This window comes from Ructibacterium gallinarum (assembly GCF_014982785.1).
GTDB classification, from domain to species: domain Bacteria; phylum Bacillota; class Clostridia; order Monoglobales; family Monoglobaceae; genus Ructibacterium; species Ructibacterium gallinarum.
In genome coordinates this window covers 45,340-69,688 of the sequence record NZ_JADCKB010000015.1, presented here as the reverse complement: position 1 = coordinate 69,688, position 24,349 = coordinate 45,340, and the positions used below count along the sequence as shown (strand labels likewise).

General features: G+C 43.6%; 11 protein-coding genes. 9 read left to right on the top strand and 2 right to left on the bottom strand.

The window, feature by feature from the left end; genetic code table 11:
* A complete protein-coding gene (locus INF28_RS08160; protein WP_226392979.1) occupies nt 1-300 on the top strand; it encodes a hypothetical protein in 300 nt (99 codons plus the stop codon).
* 114 nt (nt 301-414) lie between these two features.
* On the opposite strand, the gene INF28_RS08155 is transcribed toward INF28_RS08160, so the two are convergent.
* Both INF28_RS08155 and INF28_RS08150 read right to left on the bottom strand, forming a co-directional pair.
* Nucleotides 415-657 (bottom strand): hypothetical protein, encoded by a 243-nt coding sequence (locus tag INF28_RS08155; RefSeq protein ID WP_226392978.1) that lies wholly within the window; start codon nt 655-657, stop codon nt 415-417.
* Nucleotides 658-767: 110 nt separating this feature from the next.
* Nucleotides 768-1,802 carry a hypothetical protein gene (locus tag INF28_RS08150; protein WP_226392977.1) on the bottom strand — a complete coding sequence of 345 codons (1,035 nt, stop codon included), beginning with the start codon at nt 1,800-1,802 and terminating at the stop codon, nt 768-770.
* A gap of 903 nt (nt 1,803-2,705) precedes the next feature.
* Here INF28_RS08150 and INF28_RS13000 point away from each other — a divergent pair.
* The 8 genes from INF28_RS13000 (at nt 2,706) to INF28_RS08110 (ending at nt 24,295) form a co-directional block, all read left to right on the top strand.
* Nucleotides 2,706-7,091, top strand: a complete 4,386-nt coding sequence (locus INF28_RS13000) for an Ig-like domain-containing protein (RefSeq protein WP_226392976.1) — start codon at nt 2,706-2,708, stop codon at nt 7,089-7,091.
* Between the two features lie 69 nt (nt 7,092-7,160).
* Nucleotides 7,161-8,858, top strand: coding sequence for an S-layer homology domain-containing protein (locus tag INF28_RS08140; protein ID WP_226392975.1), 1,698 nt, complete (start codon nt 7,161-7,163; stop codon nt 8,856-8,858).
* A 2-nt stretch (nt 8,859-8,860) separates the two neighbouring features.
* Entirely contained in the window at nt 8,861-11,434 is a 2,574-nt protein-coding gene (locus INF28_RS08135) for an S-layer homology domain-containing protein (RefSeq protein WP_226392974.1), read from the top strand.
* Nucleotides 11,427-13,958 carry an Ig-like domain-containing protein gene (locus INF28_RS08130; protein WP_226392973.1) on the top strand — a complete coding sequence of 844 codons (2,532 nt, stop codon included), beginning with the start codon at nt 11,427-11,429 and terminating at the stop codon, nt 13,956-13,958. The genes INF28_RS08135 and INF28_RS08130 overlap by 8 nt, the downstream gene beginning before the upstream one ends.
* A 21-nt stretch (nt 13,959-13,979) precedes the next feature.
* Complete coding sequence (locus INF28_RS08125; RefSeq protein WP_226392972.1) at nt 13,980-17,936, top strand: discoidin domain-containing protein; 3,957 nt, start codon at nt 13,980-13,982, stop codon at nt 17,934-17,936.
* A gap of 45 nt (nt 17,937-17,981) precedes the next feature.
* Entirely contained in the window at nt 17,982-22,340 is a 4,359-nt protein-coding gene (locus INF28_RS08120; protein ID WP_226392971.1) for a DUF4962 domain-containing protein, read from the top strand.
* 101 nt (nt 22,341-22,441) lie between these two features.
* Nucleotides 22,442-23,398 carry an ABC transporter permease gene (locus INF28_RS08115; protein ID WP_226392970.1) on the top strand — a complete coding sequence of 319 codons (957 nt, stop codon included), beginning with the start codon at nt 22,442-22,444 and terminating at the stop codon, nt 23,396-23,398.
* A gap of 12 nt (nt 23,399-23,410) precedes the next feature.
* Nucleotides 23,411-24,295 carry a carbohydrate ABC transporter permease gene (locus INF28_RS08110; protein ID WP_226392969.1) on the top strand — a complete coding sequence of 295 codons (885 nt, stop codon included), beginning with the start codon at nt 23,411-23,413 and terminating at the stop codon, nt 24,293-24,295.
* The last annotated feature ends 54 nt before the right edge of the window (nt 24,296-24,349 follow it).

Genomic DNA, 24,349 nt, shown 5'->3' with positions numbered 1-24,349 from the left:
TTGACGGGCTTGCTTTCGGCTGCATACAAAATTTCTGCGGCACGGTTTGGAAGCGATGACAAACTGCATATAATGGTAGAAAAAAGCGGAGAGATTACAAATGCTGTTTGGATTGCGGCAGCGGTATATGACAATGAAACCGGTTTGCTGTGCGACACCGCTTATACTCCGGTAAACCGGACTTGCGAGGTTGTGATGGACATTGATAAGCTAGACAACTGCACAGTTAAGGTTTTTATGTGGAAGAATTTAGCGGGACAACAACCATTGAAAGATGCATATATAAAAGTGCAGACGTAGCAAGTATCCGTTAGCAGTAAAGGTGGATAGTTTATGAGGCAGATATTCGATAATGGAATATCTGCCTTTTTTTAGAATTTAGATTTAGTCTTGAAAAGTTTTATTTTATTTTTGTTATTCTATTTCGTTATCTTTAAAAAGTTTAATTATGGCTACGGTGGCAGCGCCAGAGCGATTTTCTGTATTGCTGTTATATGTCAGTGTAAAATTGGTTTGAGATGGAACATAAAAAATAATGGCACTTGATCCATAGGCACTGGAAGACGAGGTGCTTGTCTTAAAATAAATGCCATACTCCAAATGAGAAGTGTTGTTATAGGCAGGAGTAACCTGCATATATCCTGCATTATCTAACACGGTTGAAACACTATAGGAAACATAGTAATATCCAGGGGTTAAGGAAATTTGCGTGTTATTTGCAAGAACGATGTTTCCCGTGGTATCTTCGGTTCCGGTTATCAGGGGAATTAACTGACCATTTGAAAAAGGGAGTTCAAAAATAAAAAAGGAGGCAAAGATATTGTTGCCCGGCTCCCCCTGCGGACCCTGTACGCCTGGTTCTCCCTGGGGTCCTTGCGGACCGGGTTCCCCCTGCGGTCCCTGTACACCCGGTTCACCCTGCGGCCCTTGTGATCCTGGTTCCCCCTGTGGGCCTTGTATGCCGGGTTCACCCTGCGGTCCCTGTATGCCTGGCTCTCCCTGTGGGCCTTGCGGACCGGGTTCCCCCTGCGGCCCTTGTGGTCCTGGTTCCCCCTGTGGGCCTTGCGGACCTGGTTCCCCCTGTGGGCCTTGCGGACCGGGTTCCCCCTGCGGTCCTTGCGGACCGGGTTCCCCCTGTGGGCCTTGCGGACCGGTTTCTCCCTGCGGTCCTTGTATGCCGGGCTCTCCCTGCGGCCCCTGTACGCCTGGTTCCCCCTGCGGCCCTTGTGGTCCCGGCTCGCCCTGCGGCCCTTGTACACCCGGTTCCCCCTGCGGCCCTTGTGATCCTGATTCCCCTTGTGGGCCTTGTATGCCGGGTTCCCCCTGTGGGCCTTGTATGCCGGGTTCCCCCTGTGGGCCTTGTGGTCCGGTTTCGCCCTGAGGGCCTTGTATGCCGGGCTCTCCCTGTGGTCCTTGCGGACCGGTTTCTCCCTGCGGTCCTTGTACGCCTGGCTCTCCCTGCGGCCCTTGTATGCCAGGCTCTCCCTGGGGGCCTTGCGGACCGGGTTTTCCCTGTGGGCCTTGTATGCCAGGCTCTCCCTGTGGGCCTTGTGATCCGGGTTCCCCCTGTGGGCCTTGTGGTCCGGTTTCGCCCTGAGGACCTTGTATGCCGGGCTCTCCCTGTGGGCCTTGCGGACCGGTTTCTCCCTGCGGTCCTTGTACGCCTGGCTCTCCCTGCGGCCCTTGTATGCCAGGCTCTCCCTGGGGGCCTTGCGGACCGGGTTTTCCCTGTGGACCGCGGCAGGGACAACAGCGTTTCTTAGATGGTTGACAGTGTAGCCCGAATGAGCTAGACTGTCCATCAAATGGTTTTATTTCTTTCATAAATTTATTCACTCCATTATAAATAAATTATATATAATAGAATATGCTGGCTGTAAAGAAGCTGTGTGTTGTAATTATGGAATATTTTTTATATAGATATTTCATGAGGATATGTTAGTTAAAATTTTTATATTTAAAAAATAGTGGTAGTTTTTTGTATTATCCTGCAAACATGTCAAAAGAATTTTAATATTCTAAATCTACATGATTTTTTTGAATTGATATTTTATTCATTATGATTTTATTGTTAAGGGTTTTAAATTTCATAGATGATAACGAAACGAAAGATAAAATACAATTTGTAATTTAAAAATGGTTCACTCCTATGTCTGGAAGCCCGTTTGTTTTATATTAATTTTATGTAGAAATTATATAAAATTGAAGAAGTTGGACGTTGCAAAACAATCCTCAAAATGATAAAATGATTTGCCGAGTTATTAAAGTATGAAAGGATGACCTCATTGTCGTACTGTCAGCCTTTAAATTTAAATCTAGAAAAAACGAAGGCGGAAGCTTTTTGTTTAGAAGAAAAATTAGGCTGTTTGCTCAGGCAGGTACTTTATGTTGTTTGTTGTTTCATTGAGATACAAAAAAGAATAAGATTTTCATTGCATTATCAAACATCGTTTTGTTTTTGATATTCAGATTGCGTTTGGATTTTGAATTAAAATGATTTTCATAAAGCAGCGCGTTTTATAGATAATTTTTAGACTTTTTGCTTGATTTTAAGGTCGGGATTGCTTTTATCGTAAAAAAAGAAGATAGTTTCATAAATAGAGATGATTGACAATGGGAAATAGCCTCATGTATACTCATGTGTAGAAGCTGGAAGGCGAAAATACTGGTTTCTAAAAGAAATTTTAGAAAAGGAGCTGAAGAATGTGAAGAAGAGAGTTTGGTGGAAAAAGGGATTATCCGGGTTGATCAGTGGTTGTATGCTTTTGAGCGCATTACAGATAGGAACAGTGATACCGGCTTCTGCGGCAGTGGTTACCCCGGAAGAGCAGATGAAGACTTTTAAGACAGCAGCAGATATTGATGGAAATTATTCAGTCAGTATTGTAAATGACAGCTATCAGGAAGGCGAGGGGGAAAGTACTTCTACTGCCGTACAGTCTTGGTATCAGGATACTTCACGCAAAGTGGGGATAATGGGAGATGGAACATCATGGCGTATTGATTTTGATAAAGGAAACAGAAGAGCAGTTACTGCTCGCTATGATGTTGGATATCCAAAAGCGGTACATTCCTTTACACCGGGAAGTAAAACAATTTTAGAAACTAAATTTTTTTACGAAAAAGATTCTCATATCGTTGAGCTATTTTTACCAGGTACCGATGGCGGAGGAGCTTGGGGAAGCAGTAAATCGCTTATCACCATTAAAGCACAGAATGAGTCCAACCGGACATGGCTGGTGCAGGATGTGAACGGAGGAGAATTGCTGTCTTTGGATGATCCGAGATACCAGACTAATGGAGAGCGGGATACTGCAAAGATTCAGGCGGATTGGATAAATCAATGGCATCATATTTACATAGAATTAGAATCACTAGAGAATCATCAGATACAATATGATGTATATCATAATGGTGAAAAATTAAATGATACACCGATTGTCTTTACGGTTGACACAAGTGCTGTGGAAAAAAATGCAACCGGTATCAACCGGTGGATCAATCGTATTAATGCATGGGGCAGTGGATATATTTTGTTGGATGATCTGGGTGTTCAGCCTGTGCAGGAATTGACATTGAGAAACAGTACGGTTATAGATGGGCAGATTGGTGCAGATACAAAGGGACCCATTGTTTTGGACTTTAACACCTTGTTGGATCAAAATACCTTGGATTCCATCACGCTTAAAACGGCAGACGACCAGGTGCCAGAAGGATTGAGCAAACATTTTGATGGAACCGATCATAGCCGTGTGGTACTTGAGTGGAGCGGGAATTTGCAGGAAAAAACCCAATATATTATAGATTACAGCAAGCTTACAGATATTCACAACAGCATAGCAGACGGTACCATTACCTTTACCTCCGGGCAAAAACCAACAACGGAAACAGTTACTCCGTTTGTTGAAAAACGATTTGACAGTCAGTCAGATGCGTTGAATGGTACGGTTGAAGACGGAGTTTTGCACATGACCTTAGCAGGCAGCGGAGCGTCTATGTCAAATGATTTAGATTTTGGCGAAGAGATCCATGATTTTGATGATTCTGCTTCTGCCACGATCATGGAATACAAACTAAAGGCCAAGAGCACAGGAAATGTCCGTGCATTTTTCAGTGGCAGCGATACCAATGGGCAATGGTGGGCAGATGTTCTTTCGACAGACCAGGGTGGATTTACACATTTATTGCCCAATACCAATAATAATTCGGTAAAAGATACAAATTATGCGGCCAATCAATGGTATCATATCTTTATTGTTAGCCGAGGCAATACTTTTGATTATTATGTGGATGGAATGAAGATGAACGAATCGCCGATTATGTTTTTGGCAACAAACCAGTTACGGCCCGTAGTGGATAGTGGCATCAGCGGTATCAAAAAACTGCGGTATACGTTCCGGGTATGGGGGCAGGACGAAACATGGCTTGATGACATGATTGTGCAGAAAATGGCTGCTTTGCAGCTTCAGAGCAGTAGTCTTGATTCCTCTATCAATGAAGTTGCCTTAAACGGACAGACGGTATTACTTGACTTTAATACCCTGTTGGATGAAGAAAGCTTGGAACAGATCAAACTGTATGAAGGAGAAATAGAAAAAACCGGAATTACAGTAGAAATCGATGATGAGGATCGTACACGTGCGAAAGTGACGATTCCAGACGGGACTTTGGATCCGGAGAGTGAATATGATATTCGTTATACTGGAGTAAAAGATATTTTTGGAACAGCGGCAGACGGTGCCCTTCATTTTAAAACTGCGGTGAGACTGACGGATGCCAATATCAAAAAAGCGGAGCCTGCTTCTGGTTCGATGATAGAATTGACAGAATTTGCGCCTGTTTTTGAATTTGACCAGCGCATGGATCCCGCTACAATGACAGCCGAAAACATTACTCTGACGGCGGCTGATGCCCAAGCCCCCGCTTCCGTATCCTTGGCAGAAGCAAAAATGAGCAACAGCAACAAAACGGTTCAGTTGCGGTTCCAGGGGAATTTGCTGGCAGGCAAGGAGTACACGCTGACATTTGGAGAAGGAGTCAAAACAGAAGACGGAAATTATACAGTTGCCCAGGACAGCCGGAGCTATACCTTTAAAACGGTTGCCAATGTAAACAGTTTGATTAATGAATTTGAATCGCTCCAAGCTGGAAGAGGCGGTGTATATAAGTTAGAGGGAAGCTTTAAGTTGGATACATCATCTCCGGAGACATTTGACGGAGACACTTCGCGGGTCATGCTGGATACCTCGTATGAATCTTCCATTATCTTTGATTTGGGCGGCAGCGGTGATTATTCCTTTGACTTTTTTGACATTAGTTATAATTCAAACGGAAAGTCTACGATCTATGTTTCTGAATCAGCAGATGGAATCCAGTTTACCGAGCCGATACGTATGGTTGTATATCCGGAGGCCAATGAGTTTACCAATACGGCAACAGAGGTAGTACCCCAAAGAGATGCATCTTTTGTGCCGGGAGCAGGGGTTACGGATTTGTGGACATACAGCGGAGTTTTGCAGGAAGGAAACCGGTATTTAAAAATCACCATGAAAAAGACAAATCCGGACAGCAGCTGGACACCGAGACTGAGAAACATCACGTTGAATTATAAGACGCCTGGAGAAAGCAGCGGTATGGTTTCCAGCTCTCCTACCAATGGAGAAACCGCCGTTAACCGCGGACGGATGATTCAGATGAATTATGACACACCACTGTATTACGGTAGTGTAAACGCAAACAGCTTTACCGTTAAAGCAAACGGAGTGCCAATAGAAAATGTTGATGTAGAACTGCGCAGTGACTGCAAGCAGGTAACGCTGAATCTTCCGATCCGGATGACGGGAGAGACGGTTTATACAGTTGAACCGAATCAGGTTTATGATGTATATGACAATCTTGTTACACAAGGATTGCAGTTCACGACGGAACCGGCTTCAGTAACGCTGGTGAAAACAGCGTTGCTTGATACAGAGGGGAATGAAACTTCATTTGGTGTGGGAACATTGAAACCGCAGTTTAATCTCAACAACGAAACAACGGAAACACAGCAGGTCTTTTTGGCCACGGCGGTATATGACGGTGATGTTTTGGAAAAGATTGCGGTTTGTAAGCCGCAAGTGGCACCTGGGGAGCAAACGGTTCAGTTTGAGGAAACGTTATCTGTGACAGATGCTGAGGGCAAGACATTGAAATTCCTGGCATGGAACGATCTGGCGGAAATGATCCCGCTTCCCAAGGCTACCTTTGGGGAAGTGGATAATACATACTACCCCGGTTTTGTCAGAAAGGCGATTACATTGAGTTATGATGACGGTCCGCAGTATTCAGATAAAACCATGATCGATTATATGAATCAGTATGGCGTGAGAGGCACTTTCAATCTGAACGCCACCAAATTTAATGGAATGAGCACGACGGATATAGATTCCTATGTGGAACTTTACAGTCATCAAGAGGCTGCGAATCATACGGATACCCATCCCCGTCTGAATGAAATCAGTCTGGAAGAGGCGCAAGCAGATATTCTTGCAGGAAAACAGAAGATTGAGGATAAGTTGGGGACAGAAGTGCGCGGATTTGCTTATCCATACAGCAGAGCTGCGGGTTCTTTAACCGAACTGGATATTGTGGAATATTTAAAAGAAACCGGACATATGTACGGGAGGAACAGTTCTACTAATGGAGGCTCCTTCGCTATTCCGGAGGATTTCCAGAATTGGAAGTTCACCTGTCATCATACGGATAATAATTTTGAAGCTTTGCAAGATCAATTTTATAACCTGCCGGACGATGGCCAGTTGTATCTGTTTTCAGTTTGGGGGCACAGTTGGGAATTTGATCAGGATGTATCTGCAGGTCGTCCGGAGGAAACGTGGAGTACGATTTTGGTTCCTTTCCTGCAGGGAGTGCAGGCGCATAAGGATGAAATTTGGAATCCTACCAATATAGAATTTTATGATTATCTTCAGGCACAAAAGACGCTGGAAATTACGGAAGAGTATATTTACAATCCAAGCAATACAGATGTTTATGTAAAAATTGACGGACAGGAAACGGTTGTACCGGCTGGTCAGTGGATCTATCCGGAGTAATTCGGATTTTGCTTAAATCAGAGTGCCGAAACGTAAAAGAGCAGAAAGGAAGCGATAGGAGGAATGGATATGAAAGGTTGGCATCAAATGGGAGCGGGAATCCTTGCAGTATTGTGTTTGTTTGGAGGTACGGCTTCGGCAGAAGGTACAGTACAATGTACACAGCAGGGAAGTAAAGTTACCATCAGCGGAAAATTGGAAACGACAAAACCCAATGAGATCATTGCCATAACTGTACTTCCGGAAGGAAAAGAGACCACAGCGGCACAGCAGGAAGATATTCTTTATATTAATCAGCAGCCCAGCCAGGATGGAAGTTTTTCGTTTGCGTTTGATATGAATGGTGGTACCCGGGAAGCGACTGCGTGGATTAGTAGAGAATATGGTACAGAAGAAGAAGCCTATGATTTTGTATATAAAAGCACAGAGGATATTACGTCTGCGATTGCAGATATCAATGCCGCTGATACAGCAGAAAAAATGAAACAGGCTCTGCAGAAAGCCTGTGGAAGCTATACCAATGCTTTTGTTTTAGGAATGGATCTTGCGATGCTGGAGCAGATCCAGCCGCCCTATACCAATATCTATCAGGCTTTGGTAGACGGCAGGCCGTATTCGGAAACGGATACGACAAACGCGGCATCTATTTTTGAATCCGCGACCTTGGTGGAACAGCTCAGTCAGAGCCGTGACGCAGCTTGGATTCAAAAGACGCTGGAAGAGAAAGGAAGTGCATTGGGTGCCGTAGTGGATGGTGATGTGTTTGAGCAAATTTTGTCGGAACGGATTAAGGAACCCAGTCAAGTTTATGATGCGCTCGCTTTAAAGACGTTTGAAAATTCGAAAGCGCTTCGGCAGGCTTATATGGAGAGCATACTGTTGACCGCGGTAGCCTATCCCAAAAACGGACGGTTCGATGTGCAGTATGTGCTGTCATCGTGCAAAGGAGAGCTAGGAATTAGTGAGGAAGTCAACAGTATAGAGGCTCTGTCGGATGCAGGAAAAGTAAAAGCATATGAAAATTTAACTGGAAAGCGGTTTACGTCATTACAGGCTTTGGAAGAACGTTTGCGGGAACTGGCAAAAACCACTGGAAGCAGTACAGTGATCAGCGGCGGTAACAGCGGAGGCGGCGGTTCCAGAGGCGGCGGAATTTCCATACAGAATCCTCAAGGCCTTGAGCCGGTAGAACCGATTGTACAGGAAACGCAGCAGGAGCCGGAAGCTTTTTCCGATATGGAAGACGCCGCATGGGCAAAAGAAGCGGTTTATGCTATGTATGAATTGGGTATTATCAACGGCAAAGAAGATGGAATGTTTGCGCCCAATAGCAGCGTCACCAGAGAGGAATTTCTGAAAATGGCGGTCTTGACCGCAGGTGTTCCCCAGACCGATAAAACCGTAGATTTTCTGGATGTTCCAGAAGATGCTTGGTTCTATTCCTTTGTACAACAGGGTGCAGCGGCGGGTATCACCAATGGTGTGAATGCGGAACTCTTTGGTGTAGGACAGGAGATTTCCCGGCAGGATATGGCCGTCATGGTTTATCGTACAGCGGAAATTCGCGGGATGGAATTTTCAGAGACAGAAATGAGTTTTACGGATGCGGATCAAATTGCAGATTATGCGAAAGGGGCGGTAGCTGCGTTATACGGCGCAGGAATCATTGCGGGCAATCCGGATGGTTCGTTTGCTCCAAACGGAACGGCGACCCGCGCCGAAGCGGCACAGATGCTGTATAGGCTTATCGGTTCGAAGGAGGAATAAAGATGGGAAAAAGATTATCAGCATTTTTTATTGTACTTTGTATATTTGCTCTTGGCCTTCCTGCCTCGCAAACCCATGCAGCGGCGGTAACTACCGCGTCGGCAGAAAAGCTGTCCACCCTTCAAGGACTGGGTGTTTGGGCTGGAACCACTGCAAATTTGGATGCAGTAGTAACCCGCGGAGAATTTATGGCTTTAGCGGATCTGCTTTATAATATTCCGCTTGATGAAACAGAAAATGTGTATTTCAAGGATGTTCCCGTATCCCATACTTATCACGCGGCAATTTCTGCTGCTGCGGCGCGGGGCTTGATCAATGGTGATGGTACAAATTTTGAGCCAGATCGGGCAATCATGCCGGAGGAAGCGTTGAAAATTATGCTTTCTGCGCAGGGGTATGCACCCTATGTTGCGGAAAAAGGAGGATATCCCACTGGATATATCAAATGTGCGGCGGAAATCGGTTTGACCAGCGGCACAGGATTGGGAGATCAGTTGACGTATCAGGATATCGTTACCTTATTTTACAACGCGATTGATACCGATGCTTTGGTTCCTGAATCCATCGGGGAAGAGGTAACTTATTCTTACATTAACATGATGGAGGAATTTCATAACATCTATGCGATTACCGGGCAAGTGACAGCCACCTATGATACGGCATTATATTCCGGATCTGAACTTTCCAAAGATCGGGTACGGATCGATGAGACCGAATTTGATGCAAAATATAGTTTGGTTTCTAAATTTTTAGGAGTTAAGGTAAACGCATGGTATCATAAATATGAGGATAAAAATAATGCGATAGTATATATGTGTAGCGCACCCGGTGTGCGGACCTTGACGGTCAACACAGAAGACATTCAGAGTTTTGCGGATTTTTCACTGAAGTATTATAACGAAAACGGCAATCTGGGTACTGCAAATCTTTCCGGGACAGCGGCCGTGATCTATAATGGGCAGGCCATTACGGATCCGGCCGATTTCACACAGGAACTTATGGTACCCAAAAATGGGACAGTGACTTTGATCGATAACGGACAGGGGTATCAGGTCGCAAAAATTATGGATTATGAAACCTTTGTAATTTCCGGTGTCAGTCAAAATACGGAGCGGTTTTATGATAAATATACAGGAACGCCTGTGGAATTGAATACCAATGATAAAATTTCTATGGTTGATAAATATGGCAATGAGGTTCCGTTGGCCCAGCTGTCTGAATATGATGTGGCATCGGTAGCCATTTCCAAAGGGACTGAGCGTTCGATCCGTATTATTATTTCTGCTGACGCGATAGAGGGAAAGATCAATCTGGTGACGACAGGCGAAGACGGAAGTGTGCGCATTCAGATGGCCAGCGAACAGTTTGAGTTAACAGACCATTTTCAGAAATATCTTGAGGAGAAGAACCTATCCTTACAGGCGGGAGATAGCGGTGTTTTCTATTTAGATTATTTGGGAAAGATCGCCGCTTTTGAAAAGGGAGAACAGTTGGGCGATCAGTATGCTTATTTCATGAAAGCACGTGAAGTCGGTTTTGATAATGCGGAGGTAAAACTGCTGATGCAGGATGGTAACATTCGTATTATGGAATTGGCACCCAAGGTCAATATCAATGATGTCACATTCAGCGCGGCGGAGGCCTATGAATGGCTGAATGGATTAACAGGCGGCCAGCGGTTGATGAAGATCAACCAAAACAGCGATGGAACGCTGAAAAAAATTACACTTCCGACTTCGGAAGAAATCGGCGGAGATATTATGCAGACTTACGATGCTTCGGCAGGAACGCTGTATTATAAAGAGATTTCTCAGTGCTTTGGCGGAAAGTTCAATGTAGATGACAGCACCATTGTTTTTTTGGTCCCGTCAGAAGCTACTGAAGCAAGTGCCGACGATGAAAACTATGAGGTCCAGAATTATAAACATTTTTCCAACGACACGTATTATACGGTCAGCACCTTTATCACAGAACAGGATGTTTTGGTGCAGGATATAGTGATTTCTTATGAAAATGTGGGAACCGGAAGCGCTGCGGACATTCAGATGGATTCAAGAATTGGTATTGTTAAAGAAATTGCCATTGTTTTGGATGACGAAGGAATTCCGGTGCAAAGCGTAACCGTTTTGCTGGATGGAAAAGAACAGCAGTATCAAACCGATGACGCTGCACTGCTGGAGGGAATTAATCCGGGAGATGGTGTTCGTGTAGCGGTAAACGCACAGGGAACCCTGCGGTATGTGGAAAAGTTGTTTGATTATGAGACGCGGTCTGTCTTAAGCGGAAACAAGGCAAATGGTTTTGACAATATCAATTATGTCTTTTATGGGCAGGTCGTTCGCAAGGATGGAAATATTATTCAGCTGGAAGGTCTCAATGATGCAGGACAGATGGAAAAAGTCAATATTTTGATCCGGGGTAATGTTTACCGGATCGAAGATCTTCGAGGCAAACTCAATGTTACCTTGGGCTCCGCAGAAGATATTCTGGATAGAAAAGTGTTGGGCGATGAAGCGTCATACGTATTGATCCAGTCCCGTTATACTGATACAAAGGTGGTGGCAATTTATGATTAAACATCAGAAAATCCAAAAGGCAATCGGTGTATTTACCGTGGCAGCAGTTATGCTGACTCAGACGGTAATACCTGTTTTCGGCGCAGTGTCAGAAAATGGGATCTATATCAACCATTATGATACACAGGCGGACTTGGGGAATTTTCATCTGAATGAAGGTGACCCGCTGAGCTGTCTTGTTTTGAATGGAGATAAGAATATTTTGCCTTATCCTGATGAGAGCGGATATGTTACAGAAATGCAGCTAATCAAAACAGACAGTGTGACAGATGCATCGTATAATCATGAATTTAAAGAAAATCCTGTCTATTCATTTGGAGAAGATGAAAAAGTTTCCGTTGAAATGAAAGTGCGGTTTCAGGCAAAAGGAAATGTTAAAAAAGTACTGCGACTGGATGATACTGTCAATAATGTAAATGGAGAAGCTTTGATCCAGTTTGACGACGGGCAGATTAATGCAAGTTCACTCAATGGAAATTTAGCTTTGGCGGGTACAAAAGCACAGGATTATGTGTATGTGAACGATGAGTGGTATCAGATATTTCTGGTACTTTACGGAAACAGCTACGATGTATATTTTCAGAATGAAAAACTGAATGATACACCACTGATTTTGAGCAACGGTAATCAGAAACAAATTACCCGGGTGGTGAATAATCACCGCACCTGGTCGAATGAATCTTCTTATTATGATGATCTGATCATTCAGCCCCTTGATGCCTTACGGTTGGATAGCAGTACCATTGAGGAGAGTGCTGTGAATGTTTCTGAAAAAACCCAGAAACTGGTTTTGGACTTTAACACACCTCTGAATCCGGAAACGGTCAGCAATCTTACCGTGACAGATGCAAACGGGACGCTGGCCGACCAGTATTTGGTGGAGCTGGACAGCATCGATATGACCCGAATTAATATTGCTTTCCCTGCGGGATTGACTCTTTCCAATACCTATACCATAAATTATGGCGGTTTGTCAGACCTTATGGGCAGCGTACTGGATACGCAAATGCAGTTTACCACAAGAGAACAGCCGTCTCCGGCTTTTGCACAAATGACATCTCCGGAAAATGGCGAAGAAGAAGTTTCTTTAAGACCGGAAGTAACCTTTACGTTTAACAAAACACTGGATTCTTCCACTATTGATCAGGCTGTTGTAAGCACGGAGCCTGTTGCTGAAGTGGATGCTGTAACGCTTAAAGGAGAGAACACCGTGGCCGTGACGTTCGGCAAGGATTTGCGTCCCAACAGAACCTATACCGTAACCTTAGGGGGAGGCATTCGGGATCTGGAAGATGGAATGGAGATCAGCCCGGCTTCGGTATCTTTTACCACGGCTTATACAACCGATATGGTGCTGGATGAATTTGAGTTTGGTACAACGGGGTTTATTCCGCAGCTGGTGGGCATTACCGATAAAACCGGAAAAGTGGTGAACCCTTCAGACATTACAAGCAATAACCTGGGTATGACTGTGGATGTGGCAAATCCTGAGAACTATGATGGAGACACCAGCCGAATTTTTCTGGGAGGTGCTGCAGACGATACCCGGCTGATATATCGTTTGGATTCGGGTATTCGGGATGCGGTTTTACGGATTTATAACAATCCCAATCCATCTACCGAATCGGCATTTTACGATTTGGAGTTTGCAGTTGCAGAGTCTCTGGGTGATTTAAATGATACTTCGACTTATATTGATGTTACCGATCAGGTGGAAAAGACTCAGTTGTCCCAGAGCGCAAAAGATAACTTTTATCCTTTTTCATATACCTATCGGGCAGAGGAAAAGGAGTATCCATATTTTATTATTCGTATGCGCAGAAGAATAGAAGGGTCTGCATGGGCAACCAAGATCGCAAATATTAAATTCAACAGTTTACTGCCGGAAGAAGGAACGGTTGCAGTAATTAAAGATTCTCAGGCGGTACAAGCAGATGCAGTTGATGCTCCAGGCATCCCATTTACGATTATGCTGGATGATCAGACATTGCGGCCGGAGCAGTTTGTGGTTAATGGTCAGCAGGCAAAAGGGGTGTCTGTGGATGCCAGCGGTACAAAGGTGATTTTAACTTTGGCAGAACCATTAGATTACAGCAGTATATATTCTTTGGAAGTCGGGGAAGGAATTTTGGATTTGTATGGCAGGCCGATTGCGGGCGGCACTTATACTTTATTTTCACCGCATCAGGCCGCACTGGAAAACGCGGGTCTGGCTGGTATGGAAACACTTCCGGCATCTGGTAAAGTTACGCCAAAGGCGGATATCACCTGCCTGAAAGATGGTGCTTCGGTAACTGTATACGCAGTGTATTATGCCAATGGTAAAATACAGGGGATCAGTATGGGAAAAGAAGAAAATTTGGTAAAAGGAACAAAAACGGTTTCATTGCCGGAATTGCAGATCGATACGGAGGCAAATGATGCATATGTTAAAATTTTTGCTCGGACAAACGAGGCGTTGCAACGGCCTTTGTCTGGAATTACATTAATAGATGCATCAGGGACCCAGAGAATTGACGGTTGATTTAGGAAAAGGAGGTTAACCATGCAAAAAGGAATCAAACGCATAATAACAATGTTGGTGGCTTTTTCCATGATATTTTCTGTTTCCGCTGTATGGGCGTTGGAAAAAAATATTCGTCCGGCCGGCATCGTAGATCAGTTGAGTGATTTATCAAAAGTTAAAACTTATGAAAACGTCAAATTGAGCCGGCAAAACGGCGTAAATGCCCTGGAATGTACCAGTGAAGACGGTGGTTTTATCTTATATAAATCTACGGAAGATATCAATCAGTTTTATGTATACTATACCGGTGACAGTGAAGCGGTGACGATTTCATTGTCTGTGGAGGAAGATGGGACATATCGGACACAGCGGCCGGAAGTGGAAAATGACTGTATCAGTATGCAGGAAATCAAAGGGAAAAACCGGTTTTTGAAGATTACACTTCAGCCTGGGGCGTCTGTGACAGGAGTCGAGGTGAATACTCAAATACCAAGAAATACTGGCGGTAGTAATAATGTATTGATTGATGAATTTGCTGATTTTTCTAAAATGTATTCCTATGACCCAGGTTTTGCCCTTAATACGGATAAGCCGGAGGAACATGGAGGAGATGCAACGCGCGTGGTGCGTGGATCGGCACAAAATGGTGCAAGTATTATATATCAGACACCAGATGATATTTCTGCCATTAGACTGAAGAACTTTTTTGGAAGCGCACGCGGTGCCGGTACTGAGCCAACACTGAAATATTATTTGTCATCAGATGCAAAAAATTGGCAGGAAATACAAATGACCACAACGACGATGACCGGAACTGGGTTGACTCCGGAAATGAATGAGCTTTTGTCTGGAATTCCTGCTGGTATGCGGTATTTTAAGATTGAGTTTAGCAACATTAATGAGAACACGGTGGACTGGAGCCCCAAGCTCGGACGTTTGGAATTATATTATGGACCGTTGAATACAGCTTTAGAGGCGACGGAAGGGAAAAACACAAATGTAGGTATGGAAACGGTGACAGTGCCAACCTCAGAAGAGATTATTGCAACCTTTAAGGAAAGAAAGATGGAAGGTGTCCATCCCAGACTTGTGGCGACAGAAGAGGATTTTGAACGCATTCGCGCCAACTTGGGCAATGAGCCATATAGTGGATGGTTTGCATCGTTGTCAGAAACCTGCGAAAAGTATTTTGAAGCTGAGCTGGTACAGTTTGTAGATACCAATGTGGAAAATGAGCAAAAAGATTTTTTGACTCAAGTTCGGGAGATTAAAGCTCGTTTAGAGAATTTGGCTATGATGTGGAAACTCACTGGCGATGAAAGGTATGCAGAGCGCGCCTATGAAGAAATGGTAAATGCCATGGATTTTCCGACATTGTATCCGGAACATTATCTCAATGTTGGAGAAGGTGTCTTTGCGTTTGCGGTGGCATACGATTGGATGTATGACTGGATGACGCCGCAGCAGCGCAAGAGGGCACAGGATGGAATACGCAAGCAATTGGATACCGGTTATGAATATATGATGAGCGGAACATATTTTACGCAGAACACCAACAACTGGAACGGTGTTTGCTGCGGCGGTTTGGCAGTTGCCGCCATAGCGATTATGGAAACGGACTATGAATACTGTGCTGATATCGTTTCCGCTGCGGTAAAGCATACCCCGAAAAGTATTGCAGAAATGGGACCGGATGGCGTTTACCCGGAAGGACCTGGCTACTGGGCTTTTGGTACCCAATATTTGGTATATATGATGAGTGCGATGGATCATGTGCTGGGACAGGATTATGGGCTGTCTCAAGTAGAAGGATTCGACAAGGCCGGAGATTTTCTGCTATTTATTTCCAGTCCATCAAAGAATAATTTTAACTTTGCTGACAGCAGTGAGGGCATTCAAGATGGTCCGCAGGCCTATTGGTTTGCTGAAAAATTTAATAATCCGGTTTGTTCCTGGTATCAGATGAATGTACATCCGGGCGGAGGAACCTGGGATATGATTTATTACAATCCCGATTATTATGCAACCCCGGAAGAGGTAGATTATCCATTAGATAGCTATCGCGGCGGGGCGGAAAACTTTAGTATTTTCCGTAGTTCGTTCGAAGATACTGATGGCTTGTATGCAGCGATCAAAGGTGGTGACAATCAATCCAGCCACGGTGATTTGGATATTGGTACCTTTGTTTTTGATGCATTGGGGCAGCGTTGGGCAAGCGAATTGGGCGCAGAAAATTATTATGTTTCCGGTTATTGGGATACGGGCGCAACAGGCGCAAGATGGAATTATTATGGGAAACGTGCCGAGGGACATAATACACTAGTCATTAATCCGGATATGGATCCGGATCAGGATCCATTGGCCGTGGATGAAATTACGGATTTTGTCACAGTAAAAGGCGGGGGTTATACCATTTTGGATATGTCAAATGCTTATGCAGAGGATGCATCCAGTGTCCGCCGTGGCATGATGGTTTTTGATTCAAAACAGCAGGTTTTGATTCAGGATGAAGTCGAATGTTATGAACCTTCTGAATTATATTGGTCCATGCACACGATGGCAACGGTAGATATTGCCGAAGACGGCAAAACGGCGATTTTGACGCGGAGTGGAGAAAAATGTTTGGTAACGCTGCAAACTCCGGCTGATGCCGTTTTGGAAGTAAGACCGGCATCCCCTATAGAGGGGACTCCCAATCCCGAAGGCAATGCTACGCATAACGGGATGAGTGTTTTGTCGATTCACTTGACTGATGTTCAAACGGCGCAAATCCGTGTGATTTTAACGCCGCTGTACACAGGTGAAATCGATCCGAACCGTGTTGTCCCTGAGGTAGCGGATTTGGACGATTGGATCATGGAAGACATGGAAAAAGCAGAACTGAGCAGTTTGACGGTAGATGGCGTGCCGGTTGAAGAATTTGCTCCGAACAAATATGTATATACCATTCAGGTCCCGGATTGGGTTGAAAATCCAATTAAAGTAGAAGCAACAACCAATAATGGAACGGTGGAAATTGACCAGCAGGAAGATGTTTTGGGACAAACGCTGATCCATGTGACGCCAGATCAAGACAATGTTTCACCGGCTACTTACGCGGTACGGTTTGTGACGTTGCCTGTTACTGCACTTCCGGAAGATACACCAACTTATACCCCGGTAGGAGTCAAGGCCAGTGATGTACCGGAACCTGAAAATGTTCCGGAAAACACGCTGGATGGTGATTATGATACCAGATGGGCCGCTGAGGGAGATCAGTGGATCCGGTATGATCTGGGAGAAGAAAAAGATTTGGGAGCAATGGGTTTATCGTTTATGAGTGGTAATGAACGTACCAATTATTTCTCTATTGATGTATCCAGCGATGATGAAAACTGGACTACGGTGTGGGAAGGAGAAACCAGCGGAACCACCGATAAGCTTGCAGCATATATTTTCTCACAGCCGGTACGCGGCAGATATATTCGGTTCTTTGGACACGGAAATAGCTCGAGTGGATGGAACAGTGTTACGGAAGCTATTATCTACGGGAAAGCACAGCAAATGAAATCGTTTACAGATATTACAGAATGCTGGGCTAAAAATGAAATTGAGTGCTTATTTACAGATGGATTGATTGATGGTTTTACTACACTATACTATAGACCGGAAAATACTATTTCTTTAGACGTGTTTGCTGATTGGGCAGCAAGGGTAACTGGAGTGTCTAAAGATGATTTGCTGACGGAAATGGAAAATTCACAGGAAATGAGTCGTTTGCAGGCTGCAATGGTGACGGCTCATGCGGCAGATTTAGCTGGAATCAATTTAAATACTGCCGATATATCCGCTTTTACAGATATTGCTCAGATGAATGAAGAACAAAAAGAGGCAATATCGAAGCTAGTGGGAAGTGAGATTATGAAAGGAACCAGTTCACAAATTTTTGCCCCTGCTGAAAGCTTGACAAGGGCACAAGCAGCGGTGATTTTATATCGTCTGCAACAATTTAAATAATGTAGTTTGCGTAATGTATTTAATAATTGACAAGGAGGCGTTCATATGAAACTAAAAGCACGGGGGTGTTTGATATGGACGCTCCTTGTTACTTTTTTATCAGCATGGCTTCCACCCTTTCAGGTTGTGGCAAGTGATGCTAAAATAATTTATGAAAATCATTTTGAAGAAAGCGAAAGCCTTCAGGAATTAAATGTTTTTGGAAATGCATCGACATATGTAAATTCTGGAATGCTAAAAATGCGGATTGCTTCTCCCAAAATGATACCAGAAGAGTCAGGCTTTTTTAAGCAATTTGAAGAACCGATATGGCCAACAGAAGCCCGGCCGATTGTTATGGAATTGCAAATTTTATGCGGAACCACGGCGAATGTAAAAAACTTATTTGTTGTGGACGGAAATATACCACTTGTGATTTTAGATAATGGAAATGCTGAAAGCGAGGTTGGAAGTGTTGGCATTATTGCCAATACCGCTTCTGGAAATGTGGTGTTGAAGGCCTGCCCTTCCTTGCGGGAGCCAGCTTTTTCTGCCAATGTCTGGTATCATATCTGTGTTGTTTTGTATGAGGATAATTATGATGTTTATTTTGACGGACAAAAACTCAATCAAGACAGGTTGCTTTTGCCTGAAGGCATTACGCAAATTTCTACAGTAGGATGTAAGATGAAAAGCTGGAATGCAGAAACGATTTTGATTGATAATTTTTGGGTTTATCAAAGAGCAGAAGCCGTTTTAAATGCAATTGAAAAGAGAAGTAGAACAGAAGCGGTTATGCGGTTTTCTTATCCCATAGACAAAGAAAGCATTACCAATATTTCTGTTTCATCTGCAGGCCGGACCATTGAGTATATAGCGCAGATACAACCAGATTTGCATACGGTTGTTTTGACTTTTGCACAAAGTATGGAGGATGGAGCGACTTATCAGATTTCCTATACAGGGGTACAAGATATTTTTGGAACACCAATCAATGGGGAAATATGGCTTTTTCAAGAGGAAGTACCTGTACGAGATGATCGGTTTATTGATGAATTGAATGCGGTTGAAGAAGGGGTCAATCATGTAGTTTCGTATACAAAGAAGGCAAATGGATCCCCTGCTTTTTACTTTGATCGATCCAATCCGGCAAACTATTGCGGAGATGAAAGCAGAATCTTCTTGGATACTAATCTAGGGCCTTCTGAAATTGTATATTATTTTCCAGAAGGGGTTGATTCATGCCGCATTACGACCTTTGAAGCGGACAGAGCTGCGCCGCCAAAGTACGAAGTTCTTGCTGAGGTATCTGCAGACGGAAGCAATTATATGCCAGTTCAACTGCAGCGTGCACAAGATGAAAGAAAACCGGAAGAAGCTGGATTTTCAATGTATACATACAGTTGTGAGACGGTAGAAGCGAACAATGTTTATTTTAAATTGATTTTACAGCGAGCAGAGGAAGATGAAACCTCTTCTTCTGCCTGGACGCCTAAAGTTGCCTCGGTAGAGATTAACTGTCTCGCTGCTTCTGGAGGAAAATTGATTGCTTCAACTCCGGTTCCGGGAACTGAATTAGCTGGACCGAATACCAAAATTCGACTTACTTATAGTCAAGTATTAAATCCTGCAACATTGTCAAACAGTTTTACCATGAATGGTGATCCGGTAGAGGCGGTTTTGGAAGAAAATGAGAAAACAGTAACATTAATCACTGATCCACTTGAATTTGGAAGAGAATACGAGGTTACAAGCAGTACTTCGCTTTGTACGGTTGAGGGAGCAGCTTGCAGCCCTGCAACTTTACGATTTTCTACCGCAGAACACTGTGCAGTGACTTTCTATGATAGTAGAGGGAAGGAAACGATGTGCATTCCAGATGATGGAATTGTTACACCAGTGGTAGAAACGAATAGAGAAATTTTAATTGCAGCATGTATACGCAGGGATGGACAATTGGAAGCAATACAAACCAAGAATGGCAGCGGGGAAATAGTCTTTTCACCTTTTGATGTTTCAGCAGAGGAAGAAGTGTGGATTTTTTTCTGGGATGGAAGTGCAAAGATGTGTCCGGTTGCAAGCTCGGTACGGCTGGATCGCAGTGGCGTTACAGAGGCTGGAGCGAATGCAGGCGTAGTGTCGGATTTGTTTCAGGATATGTCTCAAATTTCAGCATCGTCTGGAATTTTGCAAATAGAAACAGATATGGCTTCTGCATATGACGGTGATACTGAACGTTTAACCGGAGAAAATGGAAGCTTTATTGTTTATAAACTTCCGGCAGAGCTTAAGGGCATCCAATTGCTGTATTATACAGACCGGGGTTTAGAAGGAACAATCTCGGTGCAAGGCTCGGCGGACGGGGAAGAATACCGTCTTTTGCCGTGTGAGATACAAAGCATTAACCGAATTATTACGCATCCTATGCAGGCCTGTGAAATGTATGAAGAAATACCGGATGGTATTCGGTATGTACGTATTTATTTAGACGATCAGTCTGCATTAGGAACGCTTAATCTATTTTATGGTGATTATGATATGTCTGCGGTAAAAAAACTGCAGAATGAGTTGGGATATGATTATGGAGAGGGCAATGTACAAGTCCCGAATTGGGAAACCGTACAAACATTGGTACAGGAAAAGACGCAGGGAGAACATCCACGGCTGATGGCAGAAAAAGAGGATTTTGATCGAGTGCGTGCGAATGCAAACAAAGAGCCATATCGGCAATGGTTGCAAAGTATGAAAAAATATGCGGATGACCTTGGAGGTATAGACACATATTCTCCGGTATCGTTTGTACAGACTAGTGTGGAATCGGAAAAAAAGGACTTTTTGAATCAAATTCGTGAAATAAAAAAGCGAGTAGAAACCTTGGCGTGTCTATGGCAGATTACAGGGGACAAGGTTTATGCAGAATGCTGTTGGAAAGAGCTGGAAAATACGTGTGGATTTCCTACCTTGTATCCAGAGCATTTTTTAAATGTTGGAGAGGGAAGCTTGGCTTTGGCAGTAGGATATGATTGGCTGTATGATTATCTGATGCCGGAAAGGCGACAGATACTAGAGGATGGTATTATTCGTCTTGGCATCAGTCAAGCGCTGCCTTATATGCGGAGCGGAAGCGGTTTTGTAAACAACACCAACAACTGGAATAGTGTATGCAATGGAGGAATTGGTGTAGCGGCATTGTGTTTTGCCGAACGGCGAGATGATTGCGCTGAAGCTGTGGCATATGCGGTACAATATATGATGCGTGGATTCTATGCACTGGCGCCAGAAGGAGCGTATCCGGAGGGACCGGGTTATTGGGACTTTGGCACAGAATATATGGTGTATTTTTTGTCGGCACTTCAAACAGCGGCAGGTGAAAGTTTTGGACTTGAAAATATGCTTGGAATGAACAATACAGGTTTTTTCCCCTTATATATGACTTCTCCTATTGGTAAAACCTTTAACTTCGCTGATAGTGGCGACAATATGCTGTGGGCTCCACAACAATTTTGGCTGGCCAAGCAATACCAGCAGCCTGCGCAAGGATATTTGGAAACCTTAACCGAGGAACCGCAGGCGTATGATTTGCTTTGGTATGATTTTTCATATATTATGCATCCTGCAGAAGCTGGCTTATCTTTAAATAAAGTATGGTCAGGAGCAGAAAGTATAGCGGTTTTTCGCCAGAATTGGACAGACAAGAATGCATTATATGCAGCAATTAAAGGCGGAGATAACCAATCCAGTCATGGTGATTTGGATATCGGTACCTTTGTACTGGATGCTATGGGTTTGCGATGGGCAGAGGAATTGGGAGCAGCATACTACCATAGTGATGGATACTGGGAAAGTGATGCGGCAGCTGGCAGATGGACTTATTATCGCAAGCGTGCAGAAGGACATAATACCTTGGTGATGAATCCAGGCCAAGGGCCTGATCAAAATGTGTATGCGACTGCAGAAATGGGAGAAATAACAGAAACGGACGATGGCGCAAGTGCAGTGTTGGATATGTCGGCGGCATATAGTGAATATGCGGAAAGTGCAAAACGCAGACTGACTACCTTTCATGACAGCACAGAAGTATTGCTGCAAGATTGGGTAACTTGTGAAACAGAAGTAGATTTGTTTTGGTTTTTGCAGACGCCTGCCTCTGTTTCAATCTCAGAGAATGGGAGGACAGCTGTTCTTCAGCAGCAGGGAAAGACATTAAAAATTAGAATTGCTGAACCTGCTGGGGCAGTTTTTGAGGTGGAACGTGCACAACCCTTGCCAGAATCACCCCATCCGGCAGGAGATTTGTTGGGACACAACAGATTATCCATTCATCTTCCCAATGTTTCAAGTGCGAAAATTGCGGTAGTTTTTACCCCGATTTGGGATTTATCCTATGAAGATACAGAATTTCCTGATATTCAATGGGATTTTTGAGTGAAATCAAAAAAAAAGTATATCAATTCCAAATAAGTGGCGATTTACTTTTGCAGCTGTCACAGATACAATAAAAACAGACAAAGGAAGGAGAGAGTGCCATGTTACATAAAAAGGCAGCGGTGCAAACGGTAGAAGTAAAAAAACCGTTAAGGGTGCGATTGAAGAATGAATTGGTTCAGAATAAATACATATATATTTTGGCCATACCAGTGATTTTATATTATTTAATTTTTTGCTATGGTCCTATGTGTGGTATCGTAATCGCTTTTAAACAGTATACGCCATCTTCGGGATTGTTTGGCGGTGAATGGGTAGGATTACGGTATTTTAAGGAGTTTTTTTCCAGTATGTATTGCTATCGGCTGATACGTAATACGCTTCTGATTAGTTTTTATGGTGTATTGATTGCTTTTCCAGCACCTATTGTTTTCGCACTTTTGCTCAACGAGGTGCAGGGAAGCAAGTTTAAGAAAACCATTCAAACTGTTACTTATCTGCCACATTTTATTTCACTGGTCGTTATTTGTGGCATGATTATGGATTTCTTTTCAACCAACGGTATTGTGACCAAAGTCATACATGCGTTGGGAGGACCTCAGGTCAATTATCTGGGTGATGCAAAATATTTCCGGACCATATATATTGCAACGGATATATGGCAGGGCGTGGGCTGGGGAAGTATTATTTATCTGGCAGCGTTAGCCGGTATTGATCAGGAACTCTATGAAGCAGCGGTAATTGATGGGGCAGGACGCTGGAAGCAGATGCTTCATGTAACGCTGCCGGGATTGGCACCAACTATTATTATTATGCTGATTATGCGAATTGGCCAAGTAATGAGTGTAGGCTATGAAAAGATTATTCTTCTCTATAACCCGAGCACCTATGAAACAGCAGATGTCATTTCATCGTTTGTATATCGGCGAGGTCTTGGTAACTCCTTTGAATATAGTTATACAACGGCGGTTGGACTGTTTCAATCGGTAGTAAATCTGGTCTTGTTGGTAGGAGCTAATGCAGTGTCTAGAAAATTTACGGACACAAGCTTATATTGAGGGGGTGATGTTATGGTAACAAAACGAACATGGAGCGGTAAGGTGTTTGATATTTTCAATACCCTGTTTATGCTATTTATGATTGTCATTACTTTGTATCCATTTTACTATGTCATTACCTGTTCTATCTCAGACAGTAATATGATTATTGGGGATAAGGGGCTTATGCTTTTGCCAAAAGGGTTTAGTATGGGCGCCTATCAAATGGTAATGCGGAACCCCAATATATTATCAAGTTACCGTGTGACTTTGATCTTAGTGGTAGTGGGTACCTTGGTTAATGTATTGATGACGTCCATTGGAGCTTTTGTGCTCTCCAGAAAACGGTTTGCCATTAAAAAAACGCTGACCATTCTTATTATCTTTACAATGTATTTTAGTGGTGGTATGATTCCGGGGTATTTGCTGACCTATAAAGTGCTGCATCTTGGCAATACACTTTGGGCATTGATTTTGCCGGGCGCAATCAGCACCTACAACTTGATTATCATGCGGACTAATTTTATTGCGATTCCGGACAGCCTGGAAGAATCCGCAAAGATTGACGGTGCAAATGAAATTGTAATTTTATTTAAAATCATTTTGCCCCTATCTCTTCCGATCTTGGCAGTCATGACACTGTTTTATGGCGTGGGACACTGGAACTCTTGGTTTAATGCTATGTTGTTTATCAGAGACAGAGCCAAATATCCTCTGCAGCTGATTTTGCGGGAAATCTTACTGCTCAACAGCACGGATGCTATGACAGGAGATGCTTCCAGCGTGGATAAATATAACATTGGAGAAAGTATTAAATACGCAACAATTATTGTGGCTACCTTGCCGATCTTAGTGGTGTATCCATTTATTCAGAAATATTTTGTCAAAGGGATGCTCATTGGCGCGGTTAAAGGATAAAAGTTTATATATATTGAAATTTCATCGATAAGAAAATAAATATAATATAAGGAA

What these genes read in the sequence shown, in the direction of transcription:
- INF28_RS08110 (WP_226392969.1), top strand. Translation starts at nt 23,411, where the DNA reads ATGGTAACAAAACGAACATGGAGCGGTAAGGTGTTTGATATTTTCAAT.
- INF28_RS08115 (WP_226392970.1), top strand. Translation starts at nt 22,442, where the DNA reads ATGTTACATAAAAAGGCAGCGGTGCAAACGGTAGAAGTAAAAAAACCG.
- INF28_RS08125 (WP_226392972.1), top strand. Translation starts at nt 13,980, where the DNA reads ATGCAAAAAGGAATCAAACGCATAATAACAATGTTGGTGGCTTTTTCC.
- INF28_RS08135 (WP_226392974.1), top strand. Translation starts at nt 8,861, where the DNA reads ATGGGAAAAAGATTATCAGCATTTTTTATTGTACTTTGTATATTTGCT.
- INF28_RS08140 (WP_226392975.1), top strand. Translation starts at nt 7,161, where the DNA reads ATGAAAGGTTGGCATCAAATGGGAGCGGGAATCCTTGCAGTATTGTGT.
- INF28_RS08120 (WP_226392971.1), top strand. Translation starts at nt 17,982, where the DNA reads ATGAAACTAAAAGCACGGGGGTGTTTGATATGGACGCTCCTTGTTACT.
- INF28_RS08150 (WP_226392977.1), bottom strand. Translation starts at nt 1,802, where the DNA reads ATGGACAGTCTAGCTCATTCGGGCTACACTGTCAACCATCTAAGAAAC.
- INF28_RS08130 (WP_226392973.1), top strand. Translation starts at nt 11,427, where the DNA reads ATGATTAAACATCAGAAAATCCAAAAGGCAATCGGTGTATTTACCGTG.